Source organism: Rhodobacter flavimaris, from assembly GCF_021378075.1.
Lineage (GTDB): Bacteria > Pseudomonadota > Alphaproteobacteria > Rhodobacterales > Rhodobacteraceae > Rhodobacter > Rhodobacter flavimaris.
Map to the genome: position 1 here is coordinate 83,694 of NZ_JAJUOS010000012.1, position 18,720 is coordinate 102,413.

The following is an 18,720-nucleotide window of genomic DNA, read 5'->3' on the forward strand; positions in this document are numbered from 1 at the left end:
TTCACAACCCCAGAAGTTTCTGGATCAGCGTATCGACGGTCTGGATAACCTTGGCATTGGCGGCATAGGCCTGCTCGACCCGCAGCAGTATTTGCAGTTCGTAATCGCTATCGACCCCATCGGCGAGCGACAGCTCGGTCAGCGTTTCCTGCCGGGCAAGGCTGTAACTCTCGATGCTTTGCGCGCTCAGCCGGTCCGAGGACACCCGCGACAGCAGCTCTGCCGCCAACCCCGAAGCCGAGCGCGAGGCCGCCCCGAAATCGCCCGATGCCGGAACGCGCGCGCGCTCAAGCGCCTCTGCCAGCGCCGTTAACTGCCCAGAGGCGCCCACCGGCCCTTGCGCGGTGGCCCCGATGCCATCGCGCAGCCGCCACAGATCGCCCCCGCGATCGGGATCCACCGCGGCATTGACTGCGATACGGCCCGCAAGCCCCACCTCAAAAGCCGGATCGAAGCTGCCCGATCCATCCGTGAACAACCCCGCCGCCCCGGAGGCAAGCGTCGGGTCGGTTGCCGGATCGGCGAAACGCTCGATCAGATCGCGAGCGACGGCATCGATACGCGATTGCGCCTGCGGGGCAAGTTCACCGCGCACGGCAAACAGCGCCCCGAGCCTGCCGCCCCCCATCACCCCGTCGTCGCCGGGCGAGATCGCCATGCCGTTCAGCGTCAGGCCGGACAGATCGCCATTCTCATAACTCATGTCGGCGCTGATCGCGCCCGTTGCCGAAAACCCGACCCGAACCGGAATATCCTCCAGCAGCACCGCACCCCCGGTCGTGAACAGCGCGACCTGATTGTTGTCGCGCGTGACCTGCCGGATCGGCACGATCTCGGCCACCAGATCGACTAGGGCCTGACGCTGGTCCATCAGCGCGGTGGCATCGTGGCCCGCCGCGCGCTGCGCCAGGATCTGCGCATTCAGATCGTCGATCTGGGTCAGCGCCTGATTCAGCGCATCGACCTGTTCCGCGATCTGCGCATCGGCCTCTTGCCGCATCTCCCCGACCGAGGCCGACATGGTATTCAACTGAATGGCCACCCCGATCGCGGCATCCAGAACACTTGCCAGACGTGCTTCGCTCTCAGGTTGGCTGGCGGCCTGAACAAAGGCCGCCTCAAGCCCCGAAAGGCGCGACGAGAGCGACCCTGCCTCGCCCGGCTCGCCGATCATCTGCTCGATGCTCTCAAGGAACGTCACGCGCGTCGTCGCATTGCTGGCCGCCGCATCGGCCAGACGGCGGTCTTGCAAGACCCCCTCATTGACCACGCGCTGCACCCCGTCGATCTGCACACCCGCCCCGACACCGCCCAGGGACTGCGCCGACAATGACAACTCGCGCCGGGCATATCCTTCGGTCAGCATGTTGGCCGTGTTCGAGGCCACGACATCCGCCATCCGGGCCGCAGCATTCAGCCCGGACAAGGCGTTCGATAGCGATGTGGATATGCCCATGGCTCAGTCTCCGTCGGGTGCTCAGCGTTTGATGTTCGTCGTCTCCTGCAACATCTCGTCCACGGTCTGGATGACCTTGGCATTCGAGGAATAGGCGCGTTGCGTCTGGATCAGATTGGTCAGTTCCTCGGCGACATCGACGGTTGAGCCCTCGCGCGCATAGCCCTGGATGCCCCCGGTCGGCCCGTCCCCCGCATCCCACAGGAAGAACGATCCCGAGGTCGGCGAGACCTGGAACGTCTGGTTGTCGAGCGCGTTCAGCCCGTTCGGGTTGGGCACGTCAATCACCGGGATCTGATAGACCGTGCGGATAAAGCCCGTGTCGTAGGTCGCCTTGATATAGCCCTTCTCGTCAATCTCGATCGCGGTCAGGTTCCCCACCGGCGAGCCGTCCTTGGTGATCGAACTGGGCGCGAAAGAGGATGAAAGCTGAGTCAGCCCGTTGGTATCGCCGATCTTGCCGATCGTGACCGACAGCGGCCCGCCGCCCACGGTCAGATCAAGCGCCCCCGTCACCGGATCGTATGCCCTGCCCGACACCACGTTGACCGAGGCCAGCGTGCCGCCATTGCCGCGGCTGTCGTCGAAGGTCAGCTGGTATTCGCCGATCACGCTTTCATCCGCGGCCGTCGCCGGATCATCCTGCGTGGCGGAATCGCGGATCACCATCGTCCAGGCGTTCGACGCGCCACTGGCGGGCACGCTCGGCGTGAAGGAGATGTTCAGCGTCTCGGAATTACCGAGGTTGCCGAAATACTCGACCGTCAGGGGCAGCGTCTCGCCGCTCTCGCCCGCCTCGGTCGCGGTGGCGGGCAGATTGACACCAAGGTTCATCGTGGTGGTCGGATCGCCCGCCGTCTGGTTGGCGTTGATCACCACCGGCACAAGCCCGGTCACCGTGTCGCGCGGCATGTTCGGAATGTTGCCATCGGCATTCGCAGGCCACCCCAGCAGTACCAGCCCCGAGGCGGTACGCAGAACGCCTTCGCTGTCGGTATGAAACGAGCCGGTCGTGGTCATCATCAGGGGCTGCTCACCCAGCGTATTGCTGAGCGAGGCCGAGGTCGCCACCGGCAGAAAGCCGCGGCCCGCGACCGCGATATCCATCGCGTTCGAGGTCGAGACCAGCGCGCCGCGCTCGTCGATCAGCCGCCCGGTGGAAGTGCGCACCCCCCCGGCGGAGTAGGTGCCTGCGTTGCTCGACTGGCTCAGAACCAGGTTCTCGAAATCCGATGTCGCGCGCTTGTAGCCATAGGTCGCCGAGTTGGCGATGTTATCTGAGATGGTTGCCAGTCGCGTCGCGTTCGCCGCCAACCCGGCGACGCCCGCATTGAGCGAAGAAGAAATGGACATGAATGCGCCTTTCTGCTGCTGCGTCCCTTGATCAATCCGCAGCGTGGCGCACGCGCCCTTAACATCGCCCTAACGACTCAAATTAAGGGGATTTTGCGCCTCAGTTGCGCAGCAAGATCAGCTCAAGCCGGTTGTTGCGCACCGACATCGGCAGCCCGCTTGAGGGCTTGCGATCGGCGAACCCGCTGACACGCTGCACGCGCTTACGGTCGAACCCGGCCCCCTCCAGCAAGCCGCGCATGGCCTGCGCCCTCGCCAGAGACAAATCCCACATCGGGTTATGGCGCAGCACCTCGGGATAGGCGCGGGTATAGCCGTTCAGTGCCACTTCGTTTCGAACAATGCCGAAGACGCGCACCAGCATGGCAGCGATTTCGCGCGTAACAGGCTCGGGCTCGGCGGTTTCGGGGGCAAAGAGCGGCGCGTCGGGCAGATCGAAGAACTCGACAATCAGCCCCTCGTCGGTGACGCGGGTGACGATGTGGCGTGCCAGCTGATCGCTGACCATCGTCTCACCGCCCACACCCATCAGCGCCTGCTCGATCTTCTGCGCGACCCAGTCGAATTCCTCGCGCGCGGGATCCTTCGCGACATCGGCGCCCTCTTGCCCGCGCGCCTGCCGCTCGGTGCTGGGGCGGTGCTGCGAGGCGCCCGTGCCGGTCTGTGCGATCTGCTGCTCGGAGAAAACCGAATCGCCGCCGAACGCCCCCTCGCCCCCGCCCGAGATGCGGTTGATCGGGATCGTCGGGTTGAAATAATCGGCGATGCCCTTACGCTGTTTCTCGGTCGTTGCGTTCAACAGCCACATGAGCAGGAAGAACGCCATCATCGCCGTGACGAAGTCGGCATAGGCCACTTTCCAGGCCCCGCCATGATGCCCGCCACCCGCGACAATCTTCTTGCGCTTGATGATGATCGGGGCCGCGTTATCGCGCGCCGTCATGTGCCACCTCGCTTTCACCCGGCCTCCGGTCTAGCAGCGTGGCATTAATGCGCGCTTAAGCGCCGAAGTTTGTCCAATGCCTTTGCGAAGCACGCCCGCGGCACTATTGTCCCCCCATGCACGAGACCCCGATTGACCAGTTGATCGCCTGCCCCAAATGTGACGCGCTGCATCAGGCCCGCCATTTGGGAGAGAACGAGCGCGCCGCCTGCGCGCGCTGCGGCACGCTGCTGATCACGCCGCGCGCTCGGTCGTTCCTTCATGTCATCGCGCTCTCGTTCACGGCCATGATCCTGATGATCGCGGCCATCTTCTTTCCTTTCCTGAAGATCTCGGCGCAGGGTTTTTCCCATGCCAGTTCGGTCTTCGAGGTCGCCATGGCTTTCTCCGACGGGCTTCTCGCGCCGCTGTCGCTGGTGGTGCTGATGCTGATCGTGGGCCTGCCGGTCGTGCGCTTTGGCGCGCTGATCTACACGCTCTGGCCGCTGGCCAATGCCCGCCCCGCCTGGCCCCACGCCCGGCGCGTCTTTCGCCTCGCCGAAGAGCTGGAGCCCTGGGCCATGGCCGAGATCTTCATCATCGGCACGGCCGTCGCGCTAGTAAAGATCGGGGGATTGGCCTCGGTCTCGCTCGGTCCGGCCTTCTGGGCGTTTTGCGCCCTGATCATCGTGAATGCCCTCAAGAACGCCTTTCTGAGCCAGTGGACGATATGGGACGCAATCGGGCAGAAGTAACCATTCAAACCGCGCGTGATGCGGGACTGGTCGGCTGCACGCGCTGCGGCAAGGTCTGGCCTCAGCAAACCCACGAATGCGGGCGCTGCGGGGCTACGCTGAAGCGCGTGGACAACGCCGGGTTGCAAGCGGTCTGGGCCTGGTGGCTTGCCGGGCTGATCTTTTATATTCCCGCGAACCTCTACCCGATGCTGCGCACCTCAACGCTCGCCGGAAGTCAGCAGAACACCATCATCGGCGGCGTGGTCGAGCTGGTCACGCATCACAGCTATTTCGTCGCCGCCGTCGTGTTTGTGGCCTCGGTCGTCATCCCGGTGTCAAAATTCATCGCCATCGCCTATCTTGCGCTCGCCGTCGGGAACGAGCGCCGCGCGGGCTCGCACCGGCACCTGCACCTGTTCGAGGTGGTCGAATTCATCGGGCGCTGGTCGATGGTGGACGTTTTCGTTGTGGCGATCCTGTCGGCATTGGTGCAATTGGGGGCAGTTGTCTCGATCCACCCCGGCCCGGCTGCCGCCGCATTCGCGCTTTCGGTTGCCCTGACCATGCTCTCGGCGCAAAGTTTCGATCCCCGCCTGATCTGGCGCGGACCCGCAAGAACGACAGGATCATGACCGACGAACTCCGCCCCGCAGATCTTGAAACCAGCCCCGCCCCGAACCCGATCTGGACGCGCCTGTCGGTGATCTGGCTGGTGCCGCTGGTGGCGCTTGCGATCACGCTTGGCATCGCCTGGCAATCCTATGCCGACCGCGGCACTCTGATCGAGATCGACTTCGCCGATGCAACCGGCGTGCGCCCCGGCGAGACCGTGCTGAAATTCCGCGAGGTCGAGGTCGGCCGCGTCGAAACCGTGGGCTTCAACCCCGATCTCAGTTCAGTCCGCATCGGTGTGCGGGTCAACAAGGAGGTCGCGCATTTCGTCGACAACGAGGCGCGATTCTGGCTGGTGCGGCCGCAGGTCTCGGCCCAGGGTATCTCGCGGCTCGACACGGTGCTGTCGGGCACCTTCATCGAAGGTTACTGGGATGCCGAAAGCGCGGGCCAGCAGACATTGTTCCAAGGCCTCGACAAACCCCCCGTCACTCCCGACCCGACCAAGGGCACCTGGATCGAGCTGCGGGCCGAGGATGCCGGCGGTCTGGCCGAGGGAGCGCCCGTGCTGTTTCGTGGCATCACCGTGGGCCGCATCCAGAACCTGCGCCTGAACGACGCCGATTCCGGCGTGATCGTGGACGCGTTCATCGACTCGCCGCATGACCGGCGCCTGACCACCAACACCCGGTTCTGGGATACCTCGGGTATCTCGGTCTCACTCAGCGCCTCGGGGGTCAGCCTCGACATGCGCTCGCTGGCTTCGCTGGTACAGGGCGGGATCGAGTTCGACACCTTCACCACCGGCGGCACCTTCATCCAGAATGGCTTTCCGTTCCGCCTCTATTCCACCGCAGAAGCCGCGCGGACCTCGATCTTCGGCGCTGGCCTTGCGGAACCCGCACGCTACACGCTGCTTTTCGACGACGCGATCGAAGGCCTCCAGCGCGGCTCCAAGGTGCAGTTCCGCGGCGTCGAGGCGGGCGAGATCACCGATCTGTCGATCAAGGTGCAGACCGACAGCACTGGCACGCGCTTTGCCCAGCAACAGGTCGTCATCGCGCTTTCGCCTGAACGCCTTGGCCTTGCGCGCGGGACCGAGCAGGAGATCGTGAACGAATTCCTCGCAACCGAGGTCGATTCCGGGCTGCGCGCCCGTGTCGCTGGTGTGGGCCTGCTCGGCTCGACGCTGGTGATCGAACTGACCGATGTGCCCGATGTGCCGCCCGCCGTGATCAACCGTTCGGCTAAACCCTACCCGACCCTGCCCACCACCGACGCCAAGACCAATGACCTCGCCGCCTCGGCCGAGGGCGTCTTCAAGCGCATCGACGCCCTGCCCATCGAAGAGCTGATGGCCTCGGCGATCCGCACGCTCGACAGCATCTCGGCCGTGGCCGAGAGCGAGGACACCCGTGCCGTTCCGGGCGAGCTTGCCGGGCTGCTGGAGCAACTGCGCACATTGACCGACGGATTGAACCAGCGCGGCGCCTCGGAGAAAGCCGTGGCCGCGCTTGACGGGATGACCGAGGCGGCCTCGACCGTGATGACCGAGTTCGAGGGGCTGGCGGAAACACTGGCCTCGACCGACGCCGCCGCGCAGGCCGTGGCCGAGATGCCGCTTGGCGAGATCGGCAACAAGATCGACGGCATTCTGGCCGATATCCGCACCATGCTGGGATCGGAAGATGCCGAGCGCCTGCCGCGCGCGCTGTCGGATACGCTTGAGGAATCCGCGGCCCTGCTGGCAGAGCTGCGCGAAGGCGGCGCCGCCGAGAAGATCAACGGCACGCTGCTGGCCGCGCAGGATGCCGCCACCGCCATCGAAAGCGCCTCCGAGCGCCTGCCCGACTTGACCGCGAAGCTTGAATCGCTTGTGACCACGGCGGAACGGCTGGTGGCGTCTTATGGCGAGCGGTCGGCCTTCAACGCCGAGGTTCTCGATACGATGCGCGAAATGCGCCGAGCGACGGCGGCTTTCGGCTCGCTCGCGCGCATGATCGAACGCAACCCCCGCGCCTTCATTCTGGGCCGCTGACAGGAGACATATGATGATCCGCCCGTTCCTGCTAAGCCTCGCCTGCGGCCTCGCGCTCAGCGCCTGCTCCGATCCCGCCACCACCGCGCGCTATGCGATCGCGCCGCAACCGACCGAGACAACCCTGCCCAACCGTCTGGGTCAGGCCGAGCTGCGCGAGGTCTCGCTACCGCAATACGCCTCCGGGCAGGAGATCGCCTATCAGACCGAGGACGGTGCGCTGCGCTCAACCCCGGACAATATCTGGGCCGACGATCCGCCGCGCGCGGTGACGCTGGCGCTGGCGCGACAGATCTCGGCCGTCTCGGGCGCAACGGTAATCGCCGAGCCCTGGCCGCTTTCGGAAGGGCCGCAGCGCCGGATCGAGGTGCGGGTCGAGCAGTTCCTGGCGCGCGCCGATGGTGTCGTGCAGCTGACCGGCGTCTATTTCGTCACCCCCGCGGGGCTGACCAGCGGGCGCGATGTGATGCGCAGCTTCGATGTGACCGTGCCGATCGCCGAGGCGGGCCCCGCGGCAATCGCGCAGGCACAGTCTGCGGCTATCGCCGAGCTGGCCCGGCGCATCGCTCAGCTGGATTAATCGAGCGCGGTGATGCGGCCGTAGCCGCCCCGGAAGAAGGTCAGCGGCTCGCCTTGCCCAGCCTGAAAGCGCACCACGCGACCGATGATGATCGTGTGGTCGCCGCCTTCATGGGTGGCCTCGGTCACGCATTCGAACCGCGCCAGCGCGCCATCGAGCAGGGGCACATCATGTTCGTTGCGCAGGAAATCCAGCCCCTCGAAACCGTGGCCGCGGCGGGTGAAGCGATCCGCAAGCGGCGCCTGATCGGCCCGCAGCACATGGATCGCAAAGGCAGGGGCCGCCGAGAAATGCTGATGGCGCAGCGATGAGCGCGCCGCCGACCACAGCACCAGCGCCGGATCGAGCGAGACCGAGGCGAAGCTGTTGACGGTGATTCCCACCGGCGTGGTCGAGCCCGCCTCGCAGGCGGTGATCACGGTCACCCCGGTCGCAAAGCAGCCCAAGGCATCGCGCAACTGGCGCGGCTGTGCCGGGTCGGGCACATGGCCTAGGCCGGATTTCTCGGCCCGCGTCATCGCCGCTTCGATTTCGTCGCTTTCCCGCATCGCTCTCCCCTTTCCCCCACAGATACGCGCTGGCGCGCAAAGGGCAACCCTTGGGGCGCGAAGACATGGCCCGGTCGAACAATCTGTTGCGCCCGATGCCCGGACGGGCAACAAAGGCAAGAGAGCAGACGAGTACCGGAACGCACCCATGACTGAAAGCCGCAAGGACACCGTTCCGCGCCTGACCCAGAACCCGCACGAAACCCGCGAGAGCCGCGAGAAGAACCTCGAGGTTGCCATCGGCCGCCAGGTGCGCGAGTTGCGCAAACGCCAGCGAATGACCGGATCGGATCTGGCGACGCAGACCGGCCTCTCGGTCGGCATGCTGTCGAAGATCGAGAACGGGGTGATCTCGCCTTCGCTCAACACGCTGCAAACGCTCGCGAACGCGCTGCGCGTGCCGCTGGTGCAGCTGTTTACCGGCTATGAGGAGCCGCGCGGCGCGATGCATGTCAAGGCAGGCGAGGCCGTCGAGGTCGAACGCGCGGGCACCCGCGCCGGGCACCAGTATCACCTGCTTGGCCATATCGGCTCGAACAACTCGGGCGTCGTGGTCGAACCCTACATGATCGTCCTTTCGACCCAGAGCGACCGCTTCCCGACCTTTCAGCACGAGGGGATCGAGTTGCTTTACATGCTTGAGGGCGCAGTCGATTACCGCCATGGCGATCAGATCTATCGGCTGGAGCCGGGCGACAGCCTGCTGTTTGACGCTGATTCCCCGCATGGCCCCGAGACGCTGCTCGAATTGCCCGCCAAATACCTGTCGATCATCACCTATCCGCAGGCGAAATAGCCCCTTCCTGCCCGATTTCGCGGCACCACGACCGTCAGACCATCCGAAAGCGCCCAATTTGCGGGCGCTTTTTTCATAGGCAATTAATTTTCCCCACCGGAAATGAATTATCTTGTGAGGCAATTTCATTTCCTGCTAGTTAATCCGTGACGGCACTCGGCCGAAACTGAACGGAGAGGACTATGTGTGGCATCGTTGGCCTGTTCCTGAAAAAGGAAGACCTGCGCCCGCAATTGGGCACCCTGTTGACCGATATGCTTATCACCATGACCGATCGGGGCCCCGACAGCGCGGGCATCGCGATCTATGGTGATGAGGCTGGCGGTCTGAAAATGACGATCCAGTCGGACACCCCGGCGCAGACCTTTGACGGTCTCGACGCGGCGCTGTCCGCGGCGCTCGGCGCGCCGGTGACCATGAAGATTGTCGATACCCACGCCGTGCTGAGCCTGCCCGAGGGCAGCGAGGCCGATGCCCGCGCCTTCCTGAAGGAAAAGGGCATTCGCGTCATGGGCGCCGGTGTCTCGATGGAGATCTTCAAGGAGGTTGGCCTGCCCAAGGACGTGGCGGCGCGCTTCGGCATCCGCGCGATGGGCGGCAGCCACGGCATCGGTCACACCCGCATGGCGACCGAGTCGGCGGTGACCACGCTTGGCGCGCACCCGTTCTCGACCGGCGATGACCAGTGCCTCGTGCATAACGGCTCGCTGTCGAACCACAACGCGATGCGCCGCGTGCTGACCGAGAAGGGCTTTGCCCCGCAGACCCAGAACGATACCGAAGTGGCCGCCTGCTACATCTCCTCGCGGCTGGCCGAGGGCGCCAACCTCGGGGAGGCGCTGGAAGGCACGCTGGAAGACCTCGACGGGTTCTTCACCTTCGTCGTCGGCACCAAGAACGGCTTTGGCGTCGTGCGCGACCCGATCGCCTGCAAACCCGCCGTGATGGCCGAGACCGAGGATTACGTGGCCTTTGGTTCGGAATACCGCGCCTTCGCCAAACTGCCGGGGATCGATACCGCCCGTGTCTGGGAACCCGAGCCCGCCACCGTCTACTTCTGGGAGCGCTGAGACATGCAGACCATCGACATGGCCACCACCCCGCTGCGCGAGCTGAACGCCGCGTTGCAGGCTCAGGCCCAGCAAACCAACCAGACCCAGTGGGTCATCGAGAACCCCAAGGGCGCGCATGCCGTGGCCGTGGGCCTCGACGCGCCGATCGAAGTCACCGTGAGGGGTTCGACCGGCTATTACTGCGCCGGGATGAACAAGCAGGCCACCATCAACGTGACCGGTTCGGCCGGTCCGGGCGTGGCCGAGAACATGATGTCGGGCACCGTCGTGATCGAGGGTGACGCCAGCCAATATGCCGGGGCCACCGGCCATGGCGGCCTCTTGGTCATCAAGGGCAATGCCTCCTCGCGCTGCGGGATCTCGATGAAGGGCATCGACATCGTCGTGCATGGCAATGTCGGCCACATGTCGGCCTTCATGGCGCAGTCGGGCAATCTCGTGGTTTGCGGCGACGCGGGCGACGCGCTCGGCGACAGCCTCTACGAGGCGCGGCTTTTCGTGCGCGGTTCGGTCAAGTCGCTCGGTGCCGATTGCATCGAGAAGGAAATGCGCCCCGAGCATATCGAGATCCTTAAGGATCTGCTGGCCCGCGGCGGCTGCGACGCCAAACCCGAAGAGTTCAAGCGCTACGGCTCGGCCCGCAAACTCTACAACTTCCACGTCGATCACGCCGGCGCGTATTGAGGACCTGAGAGATGGACAAGACCCCCCAAACCAAGCCGCGCGACAGCTGGACCTTCTCGCCCGAGATCAACGCCGAGATCCGTCGCGCTGCCGAAACCGGTATCTATGACATCCGCGGTGGCGGTGCGAAACGGCGCGTGCCGCATTTCGACGACCTGCTGTTCCTGGGCGCCTCGATCTCGCGTTACCCGCTCGAGGGCTACCGTGAGAAATGCGACACCTCGGTCACGCTCGGCACGCGCTTTGCGAAGAAGCCGATCGAGCTGAAGATCCCGGTCACCATCGCGGGCATGTCCTTCGGCGCGCTCTCGGGCCCGGCGAAAGAGGCCCTTGGCCGTGGCGCCACGATGGCCGGCACCTCGACCACCACGGGCGACGGCGGCATGACCAATGAGGAACGCGGCCATTCGGAAAAGCTGATCTATCAGTATCTTCCGAGCCGCTACGGCATGAATCCCGATGACCTGCGCCGCGCCGATGCGATCGAGATCGTCGTGGGCCAGGGCGCCAAGCCCGGCGGCGGCGGCATGCTGCTGGGTCAGAAGATCACCGAGCGCGTCGCAAACATGCGCAACCTGCCCGTGGGCATCGACCAGCGCTCGGCCTGCCGTCACCCGGATTGGACCGGCCCCGATGACCTCGAGATCAAGATCCTCGAGATCCGCGAGATCACGAACTGGGAAAAGCCGATCTACATCAAGATCGGTGGCGCGCGCCCCTATTACGACACCGCGCTTGCCGTGAAAGCCGGGGCCGATGTCGTCGTGCTCGACGGTATGCAGGGCGGCACCGCGGCGACGCAGGACGTGTTCATCGAGCATGTCGGCCAGCCGACGCTTGCCTGTATCCGCCCGGCGGTGAAGGCGCTGCAAGACCTCGGTATGCATCGCAAGGTTCAGCTGATCGTCTCGGGCGGCATTCGCACCGGCGCGGACGTCGCCAAGGCGCTGGCGCTTGGCGCCGACGCGGTGGCCATCGGCACGGCGGCCCTTGTGGCGCTTGGCGAAAACGACCCGAAATGGGCCGCGGAATACACCAAGCTTGGCACCACGGCCGACGCCTATGACGACTGGCACGAGGGCAAGGATCCGGCGGGCATCACGACCCAGGACCCCGAGCTGATGAAGCGTCTCGATCCGATCGAGGCCGCGCGCAAGCTGCGCAACTACCTCGCGGTGCTGACGCTCGAATGCCAGACCATCGCGCGCGCCTGCGGCAAGAGCCACGTCCACAACCTCGAACCCGAGGATCTGTGCGCGCTGACCATCGAGGCGGCAGCCATGGCGGGTGTTCCGCTCTCGGGCACCAACTGGATCCCCGGCCAGGGCGGGTTCTGACAGACAGACGGGCGGGGCCATGGGAACCCGCCCGCACACACCAACAGGGAATGAACCAATGACCGATCTTGCCGCCTTCGCCCGCGAAAAGGGCGTGAAGTATTTCATGATTTCCTACACCGACCTGTTCGGCGCGCAGCGGGCCAAGCTGGTCCCGGCCTCGGCGATTGCCGACATGCAGGTCGATGGCGCGGGCTTTGCGGGCTTTGCCACGCATCTCGACCTGACGCCCGCGCACCCCGACATGCTGGCCGTGCCGGATGCGCCCTCGGTGATCCAGCTGCCGTGGAAGAAAGACGTGGCCTGGGTGGCCTCGAACTGCGTCATGGCGGGCGGCGATGCGCTTGATCAGGCACCGCGTAACGTGCTGGCCAAACTGATCGCCGAGGCCGCCGAGATGGGCCTTGAGGTCAAGACCGGGGTCGAGCCCGAATTCTTCCTGCTTACCCCCGACGGGCTGCAAATCTCGGACCCAGCCGATACCGCCGCCAAGCCCTGCTATGACCAGCAGGCCGTGATGCGCCGCTATGACGTGATCGCCGAGATCTGCGATTACATGCTGGAACTGGGCTGGGAGCCCTACCAGAACGACCACGAGGACGCGAACGGCCAGTTCGAGATGAACTGGAAATACGACGAGGCCATGGCCACCGCCGACAAGCACTCGTTCTTCAAGTTCATGGTGAAGTCGGTTGCCGAGAAGCACGGCCTGCGCGCCACCTTCATGCCCAAGCCGATCATGGGCCTGACCGGCAACGGCTGCCACGCGCATATCTCGGTCTGGGAAAAAGCGACCGGCAAGAACGCGTTCTCGGACCCGACCAAGGAACTCAGCCTGTCGGACAGCGGCCGCCACTTCCTCGGCGGGATCATGAAGCACGCCTCGGCGCTGGCCGTGATCACCAACCCGACGATCAACAGCTACAAGCGGATCAACGCGCCGCGCACCATCTCGGGCGCGACCTGGGCGCCGAACACCGTCACCTGGACCGGCAACAACCGCACCCACATGGTGCGCGTGCCCGGCCCCGGCCGGTTCGAGCTGCGCCTGCCCGATGGCGCGGTGAACCCCTACCTGCTGCAAGCGGTGATCATCGCGGCGGGCCTGTCGGGTCTGCGCTCCAAGGCCGATCCGGGCCCGCGCTACGACATCGACATGTATGCCGAGGGCCACAAGATCGAGGGCGCGCCCAAGCTGCCGCTGAACCTGCTGGACGCGATCCGCGCCTACGATGCCGATGACGAACTGAAGTCGATCATGGGCACCGAGTTCTCGACCGGCTATCTCAAGCTCAAGATGCAGGAGTGGAACAGCTTCGTGAACCACTTCTCGCATTGGGAACGTGACAACACGCTCGACATCTGACCGATGCGGGCCCGGATCGTCCGGGCCCGTCCCCTACTCTGGATGATCTCACATCATGCGCTTCTCCGGCTTTCGCGTCGTCAAGGAGGCTCTGACCGGCCACAAGGGCTGGCGTCCCCTCTGGCGCAATCCCGCCCCTCAGCCCGCCTATGACTATGTCATCGTCGGCGGCGGCGGGCACGGTCTGTCCACCGCCTATCACCTGGCCAAGGTCTTCAAGGGCAGCCGCATCGCGGTGCTCGAAAAGGGCTGGCTTGGCTCGGGCAATATCGGGCGCAACACGACGATCATCCGCTCGAACTACCTGCTGCCGGGCAACGAGCCGTTCTACGAGTTCTCGATGAAACTCTGGGAGAACATGGAGCAGGAGTTCAACTTCAACGCCATGGTCAGCCAGCGCGGGATCCTGAACCTGATCCATACCGATGCGCAGCGTGACGCCTATCGGCGGCGCGGCAATGCGATGTTGCTTGCGGGGGCCGATGCGGAACTGCTGGATCGCGACGGCGTGCGGGGCATGTATCCTTGGCTCAACTTCGACAATGCGCGCTTCCCGATCAAGGGCGGGCTGTTGCAGCGTCGCGCGGGCACCGCGCGCCATGACGGCGTGGCCTGGGGCTATGCGCGCGGCGCCGACCTGCTGGGTGTCGATCTGATCCAGAACTGCGAAGTCACTGGCTTCCGCATCGAGAACGGCCGCGTTCTGGGGGTCGAGACCTCGCGCGGCTATATCGGCGCGAAGAAGGTCGGCGTGGCGGTCGCGGGTTCGTCTGGCCGCGTGATGCAGATGGCGGGCATGCGCCTTCCCATCGAAAGCCACGTGCTGCAAGCCTTCGTCTCCGAAGGGCTCAAGCCTGTCGTGGATGGCGTCATCACCTTCGGCGCGGGCCATTTCTACGTCAGCCAGTCCGACAAGGGCGGGCTTGTCTTTGGCGGCGACATTGACGGCTACAATTCGTATGCGCAACGCGGCAACCTTCCGGTGATCGAGGACGTGGCCGAGGGCGGTATGGCTCTGATGCCCGCGATCGGCCGCGCGCGGCTGTTGCGCGCCTGGGGCGGGATCATGGACATGTCGATGGACGGCTCGCCCATCATCGACCGCACGCCGATCGAGGGCCTCTATCTGAACGCGGGCTGGTGCTATGGCGGCTTCAAGGCCACGCCCGCCTCGGGCTACGCCTTCGCGCAGCTTCTGGCCACCGACGCGCCTCACCCGACCGCCAGCGCCTACCGGCTCGACCGGTTCGCGCGCGGCTATGTCATCGACGAAAAAGGCATGGGCGCACAGCCCAATCTGCACTGAGGTCCCCCCATGCTGATCCCCCATCCCCTTCTTGGCCTGCGCGACGCACAGGAATTCACCTATCTCGGCGATGCCGCCCTGCTGAACCGTCCCGACGGGATGGCCGAGGGCGCGGCCGAAGCCTTCAACGACTATGTCTATCTGCGTGACAACCCGGCGGGCGTTCACCGCGAACTGTGGTTCCACGAGCAGGGCGACCGCAGCTGGCTGATCGTCACCCGCAACACCGTGACCCATGAGATTCTCGGGGCCGAACTGGCCCGCGATGTGGCGCTGGCCGCGAAAGGGGGTGCGCAATGACACGTCTCTCCGGCGGGTTGATCGACCGCTCGCAAACGCTGCGCTTTACCTTCGACGGCAAAAGCTACACCGGCCATCCGGGCGATACGCTTGCCTCGGCACTTCTGGCCAATGACGTGCGGCTGATGGGCCGCTCGTTCAAGTATCACCGCCCGCGCGGCGTTTTCACCGCCGGTTCCGAGGAGCCGAACGCGCTGGTCGAGCTGCGCACGGGCGCGCGGCAGGAACCCAACACCCGCGCCACCATGGCCGAGCTGTTCGACGGGCTCAGCGCCAACAGCCAGAACCGCGTCGGTTCGCTGAACTTCGACCTTCTGGCCGTGAACGACCTCGCCTCACCCTTCTTCGCGGCGGGTTTCTACTACAAGACCTTCATGTGGCCGCGCGCCTTCTGGGAAAAGCTCTACGAGCCGATGATCCGTCGCGCTGCGGGCCTTGGTAGCCTGTCGATGCAGGCCGACCCCGATGCGTATGACAAGGGTTTCCTGCATTGCGACCTGCTGGTGATCGGGGGCGGGGCTGCGGGCCTTGCCGCCGCGCTGACCGCCGCGCGCAGCGGTGCCCAGGTAATCCTGGCCGATGAAGACTTCCGCCTTGGCGGACGGCTTCTGTCGGAAAGCCACAGCCTGAACGACGCCCCCGCGACCGACTGGATCGCCGCGCTCGAGGCCGAGTTCGCCAGCCTGCCGAACCTGCGCGTGATGCGCCGCACCACCGTTTTCGGCACCTTCGACCACGGCATTTACGGCGCGGTCGAGCGGGTCTCGGACCACCTCGCGGCGCCGTTTGCCGCCGTGCGCCAGACGCTCTGGCGCATCACCGCCAAGCGCGCAATCCTGGCCGCTGGCGCGACCGAACGGCACATCCCCTTCGCCAATAACGACCGGCCCGGCATCATGCTGGCGGGCGCGATGCGCAGCTATGCCAACCGCTTTGCCGCCAGCCCCGCCGACCGTGTCGCCATCTTCACCAACAATGACGACGGCCACCGCACGGCGCTGGATCTTGCCGCGAAGGGTGTCGAGATCGCGGGCGTGATCGACAGCCGCGCGGGCGTGCGCGCGCTTGGGCAATATCCGGTCTTCGCGGGTGCCATGGTCAGCGACGCCAAGGGCCGCCTTGGCCTGACCCGCCTGCAGGTCACGCGCGATGGCCAGTCGCATTGGCTCGACTGCGGCGCGCTTGGCATCGCGGGCGGCTGGAACCCGAACGTGCATCTGGCTTCGCATCACCGTGGCCGCCCGGTCTGGGATGAAACGCTTCTGTCCTTCGTTCCGGGCCAGGACGGCCCCCCGGTAATGAGCGTCGCGGGAGCCGCCGCGGGCAAGGGCTCGACCCACGCCGCGCTGACCTCGGGTGCCGAGGCCGCGCTGGCCGCGCTGTCGGAGCTTGGGCGCACCGCCACCCTTCCCGATCTGCCGCGCGCCGAGGATGCGCCGATCAACCAGCAGGCCTTCTGGCATGTGCCCGGCAAGGGCCGCGCCTGGGTCGACTTCCAGAACGATGTTACCGTCAAGGACATCAAACTGGCCCATCAGGAGAACATGCGTCCTGTCGAGCACCTGAAACGCTGGACGACGCTTGGCATGGCGACTGATCAGGGCAAGACGGCGAACGTCACCGCGCTGGCGGTGATGGCCGAGCTGACCGGCAAGTCGATCCCCGAGACCGGCACCACCATCTTCCGCCCGCCCTATACCGGCGTTGCCCTCTCGGTTCTGGGCGGCGGCGATACGGGCAAGCATTTCCGCCCGACCCGCCTGACCCCGACGCATGACTGGGCCAAGGCGCAAGGCGCGGTCTTTGTCGAGGTAGGTCAGTGGATGCGCGCGCAATACTTCCCCCGCGCAGGCGAAACCACCTGGCGCGAGACGGTTGACCGCGAGGTTCTGGCAACCCGTGCGGGCGTGGGTCTGTGCGACGTGACCACCCTTGGCAAGGTCGATGTGCAGGGCGCGGACGCGGGCGAGTTCCTCAACCGACTTTACGCCAACGCGATGGCCAGCCTGAAGGTTGGCATGGTCCGCTATGGCCTGATGCTGCGCGAGGATGGCCACGCCTATGATGACGGCACCTGCGCCCGTCTGGCCGAGGATCATTACGTTGTCACCACGACGACGGCGCAGGCAGGTCCGGTCTATCGCCACATGGAATACGCGCGCCAGTGCCTCTGGCCCGAGCTTGACGTGCAGCTGATCTCAACCACCGATGCCTGGGCGCAGATCTCGGTCGCCGGCCCCAACGCGCGGGCGCTGCTGGAGCGGATCGTGGACGGGTTCGACCTGTCGAACACCGCCTTCCCCTTCATGGCCTGCACCGAACTGACCGTCTGCAAGGGCCTGCGCGCGCGGCTCTTCCGGATCTCGTTCTCGGGTGAGCTGGCCTATGAAATCGCCGTGCCCGCCCGCTACGGCAACGCGCTGATGGCGCAGATGATCGAGGTGGGGGCGGATCTGGGCGCGACGCCTTACGGCACCGAAGCGCTTGGCGTTCTGCGCATTGAAAAAGGCCACGCCGCCGGGAACGAGCTGAACGGCCAGACCACCGCGCAGATGCTGGGCATGGGCAAGATGGTCTCGACCAAGAAGGACGCCATCGGCGCGGTCATGAGCCGCCGCGAGGGGCTGAGCGCCGAGCGCCGCATTCTCGTGGGCCTGATGCCGGTCGATGCCAGCCAGCCGGTCGTCGCGGGTTCGCACCTCTTCGCCCCGGATGCCGAGCAGAAGACCGAGACCGATCTGGGCTGGATCACCTCGGCCTGTTTCTCGCCGCACGTCGGATCGGGCATCGGCCTTGGCTTCCTTGCCGATGGCACCGCCCGCATCGGCCAGGAGATCATCGCCGCCAACCCATTGCAGGGCCAGAGCGTGCGGCTGCGCGTCGTCTCGCCCCATTTCGTCGACCCTGAAGGAGGACGCCTCCGTGACTGACCTTTCCCCGATCACCGCGCTTGGCGGCGCCGTGCCGCGCTCTGTCAGCTTCGGTGCGCTGAGCCTGTCCGAGAATACGGGCCTTGCGCTGGCCTCCCTCAGTCTGCGCCGCGGCGCGTCCCAACCCGTTCCGATGGGCCTGCAATTGCCCGGCCCGGGCGGCTGGACCGCGGGCAATGGCGTCGCCGCCTTCTGGACCGGTCCGGGTCAGTGGATGCTCGAGGGGGAAGGCCGCGCCGAGGAAAGCTTTGCCCGCGAGCTGAAATCCCGCGCGCCTGATTGCTCGGTCACCGAACAGACCGACGGTTTCGTCGCGATCGAGATCGCCTCGGCCGCCGGACCCGAACCTATCCGCGCCCTGATGCGCAAACTCGTCAACATCGATGCGGCGGGCTTTGGCCCCGGCTGCGCCACCCGCACGGGGCTTGAGCACATGACGGTCTTCGTCATCCGCCGTGCCGAGGACCGCCTTGCCATCATCGGCATGCGCTCGCTCGCGGGCTCGCTCTGGCACGCCCTTGCCCAAGCCGCCGCACGACTGGAAGGAGAACCGGCATGACCGCCATGATCATCGACGGGAAGGCCTTTGCGGCGGGTGTGCGCGCGCAGGTTGCCGAGCAGGTTGCGCGGCTGAAGGAAGTGCATGGGATCACGCCGGGTCTGGCGGTGGTGCTGGTAGGTG

17 protein-coding genes and 1 pseudogene are annotated in these 18,720 nt (G+C 65.7%); 14 read left to right on the forward strand and 4 right to left on the reverse strand.

Annotated elements, in window-relative coordinates:
- Position 1: 1 nt before the first annotated feature.
- From flgK to LZA78_RS14790, 3 genes are all read right to left on the reverse strand, one after another.
- A complete protein-coding gene (flgK, locus tag LZA78_RS14780) occupies positions 2-1,456 on the reverse strand; it encodes a flagellar hook-associated protein FlgK (RefSeq protein WP_233677689.1) in 1,455 nt (484 codons plus the stop codon).
- 21 nt (positions 1,457-1,477) lie between these two features.
- The gene (locus LZA78_RS14785) at positions 1,478-2,809 is read right to left on the reverse strand and encodes a flagellar hook protein FlgE (protein ID WP_233677690.1); all 1,332 of its coding nucleotides are present in this window, start codon (positions 2,807-2,809) and stop codon (positions 1,478-1,480) included.
- 100 nt (positions 2,810-2,909) lie between these two features.
- Positions 2,910-3,752 (reverse strand): flagellar motor protein MotB, encoded by an 843-nt coding sequence (locus LZA78_RS14790; RefSeq protein ID WP_233677691.1) that lies wholly within the window; start codon positions 3,750-3,752, stop codon positions 2,910-2,912.
- Positions 3,753-3,868: 116 nt separating this feature from the next.
- On the opposite strand from LZA78_RS14790, the gene LZA78_RS14795 reads away from it, so the two are divergent.
- Genes LZA78_RS14795 through LZA78_RS14810 form a run of 4 tightly spaced genes read left to right on the forward strand, consistent with a single transcriptional unit; the run spans position 3,869 to position 7,698 of the window.
- On the forward strand, positions 3,869-4,486 hold the full coding sequence (locus LZA78_RS14795; protein WP_233677692.1) for a paraquat-inducible protein A: 618 nt from the start codon (positions 3,869-3,871) through the stop codon (positions 4,484-4,486).
- Complete coding sequence (locus tag LZA78_RS14800; protein WP_233677693.1) at positions 4,462-5,100, forward strand: paraquat-inducible protein A; 639 nt, start codon at positions 4,462-4,464, stop codon at positions 5,098-5,100. Before LZA78_RS14795 ends, LZA78_RS14800 begins: the two co-directional genes overlap by 25 nt.
- A complete protein-coding gene (locus tag LZA78_RS14805; RefSeq protein ID WP_233677694.1) occupies positions 5,097-7,118 on the forward strand; it encodes an MlaD family protein in 2,022 nt (673 codons plus the stop codon). Before LZA78_RS14800 ends, LZA78_RS14805 begins: the two co-directional genes overlap by 4 nt.
- Before the next feature lie 13 nt (positions 7,119-7,131).
- Complete coding sequence (locus tag LZA78_RS14810) at positions 7,132-7,698, forward strand: PqiC family protein (RefSeq protein WP_233677695.1); 567 nt, start codon at positions 7,132-7,134, stop codon at positions 7,696-7,698.
- Here the strand turns inward: LZA78_RS14810 and LZA78_RS14815 are convergent.
- The gene (locus LZA78_RS14815; RefSeq protein ID WP_438811085.1) at positions 7,695-8,216 is read right to left on the reverse strand and encodes a flavin reductase family protein; all 522 of its coding nucleotides are present in this window, start codon (positions 8,214-8,216) and stop codon (positions 7,695-7,697) included. The genes LZA78_RS14810 and LZA78_RS14815 overlap by 4 nt on opposite strands.
- A gap of 178 nt (positions 8,217-8,394) precedes the next feature.
- On the opposite strand from LZA78_RS14815, the gene LZA78_RS14820 reads away from it, so the two are divergent.
- The 10 genes and pseudogenes from LZA78_RS14820 to LZA78_RS14865 form a co-directional block, all read left to right on the forward strand.
- Positions 8,395-9,042, forward strand: a complete 648-nt coding sequence (locus LZA78_RS14820) for a helix-turn-helix domain-containing protein (RefSeq protein ID WP_233677697.1) — start codon at positions 8,395-8,397, stop codon at positions 9,040-9,042.
- 182 nt (positions 9,043-9,224) lie between these two features.
- Entirely contained in the window at positions 9,225-10,112 is an 888-nt protein-coding gene (locus LZA78_RS14825) for a class II glutamine amidotransferase (protein WP_233677698.1), read from the forward strand.
- A gap of 3 nt (positions 10,113-10,115) precedes the next feature.
- Positions 10,116-10,799 carry a GXGXG domain-containing protein gene (locus LZA78_RS14830; protein WP_233677699.1) on the forward strand — a complete coding sequence of 228 codons (684 nt, stop codon included), beginning with the start codon at positions 10,116-10,118 and terminating at the stop codon, positions 10,797-10,799.
- An 11-nt stretch (positions 10,800-10,810) separates the two neighbouring features.
- Positions 10,811-12,136, forward strand: a complete 1,326-nt coding sequence (locus tag LZA78_RS14835) for an FMN-binding glutamate synthase family protein (protein ID WP_233677700.1) — start codon at positions 10,811-10,813, stop codon at positions 12,134-12,136.
- A 58-nt stretch (positions 12,137-12,194) separates the two neighbouring features.
- Entirely contained in the window at positions 12,195-13,502 is a 1,308-nt protein-coding gene (gene glnT, locus LZA78_RS14840) for a type III glutamate--ammonia ligase (protein ID WP_233677701.1), read from the forward strand.
- A gap of 55 nt (positions 13,503-13,557) precedes the next feature.
- Positions 13,558-14,808 (forward strand): sarcosine oxidase subunit beta family protein, encoded by a 1,251-nt coding sequence (locus LZA78_RS14845; protein WP_233677702.1) that lies wholly within the window; start codon positions 13,558-13,560, stop codon positions 14,806-14,808.
- 9 nt (positions 14,809-14,817) lie between these two features.
- Positions 14,818-15,108: a sarcosine oxidase subunit delta gene (locus tag LZA78_RS14850; RefSeq protein WP_233677703.1), complete on the forward strand. Its 291-nt coding sequence runs from the start codon at positions 14,818-14,820 to the stop codon at positions 15,106-15,108.
- Positions 15,105-18,038: a sarcosine oxidase subunit alpha family protein gene (locus tag LZA78_RS14855; protein WP_233677704.1), complete on the forward strand. Its 2,934-nt coding sequence runs from the start codon at positions 15,105-15,107 to the stop codon at positions 18,036-18,038. The genes LZA78_RS14850 and LZA78_RS14855 overlap by 4 nt, the downstream gene beginning before the upstream one ends.
- On the forward strand, positions 18,031-18,597 hold the full coding sequence (locus LZA78_RS14860) for a sarcosine oxidase subunit gamma (RefSeq protein WP_233677705.1): 567 nt from the start codon (positions 18,031-18,033) through the stop codon (positions 18,595-18,597). The genes LZA78_RS14855 and LZA78_RS14860 overlap by 8 nt, the downstream gene beginning before the upstream one ends.
- A pseudogene (locus LZA78_RS14865) lies at positions 18,594-18,720 on the forward strand (bifunctional methylenetetrahydrofolate dehydrogenase/methenyltetrahydrofolate cyclohydrolase); the annotation flags it as partial. The gene LZA78_RS14860 and the pseudogene LZA78_RS14865, both read left to right, overlap by 4 nt.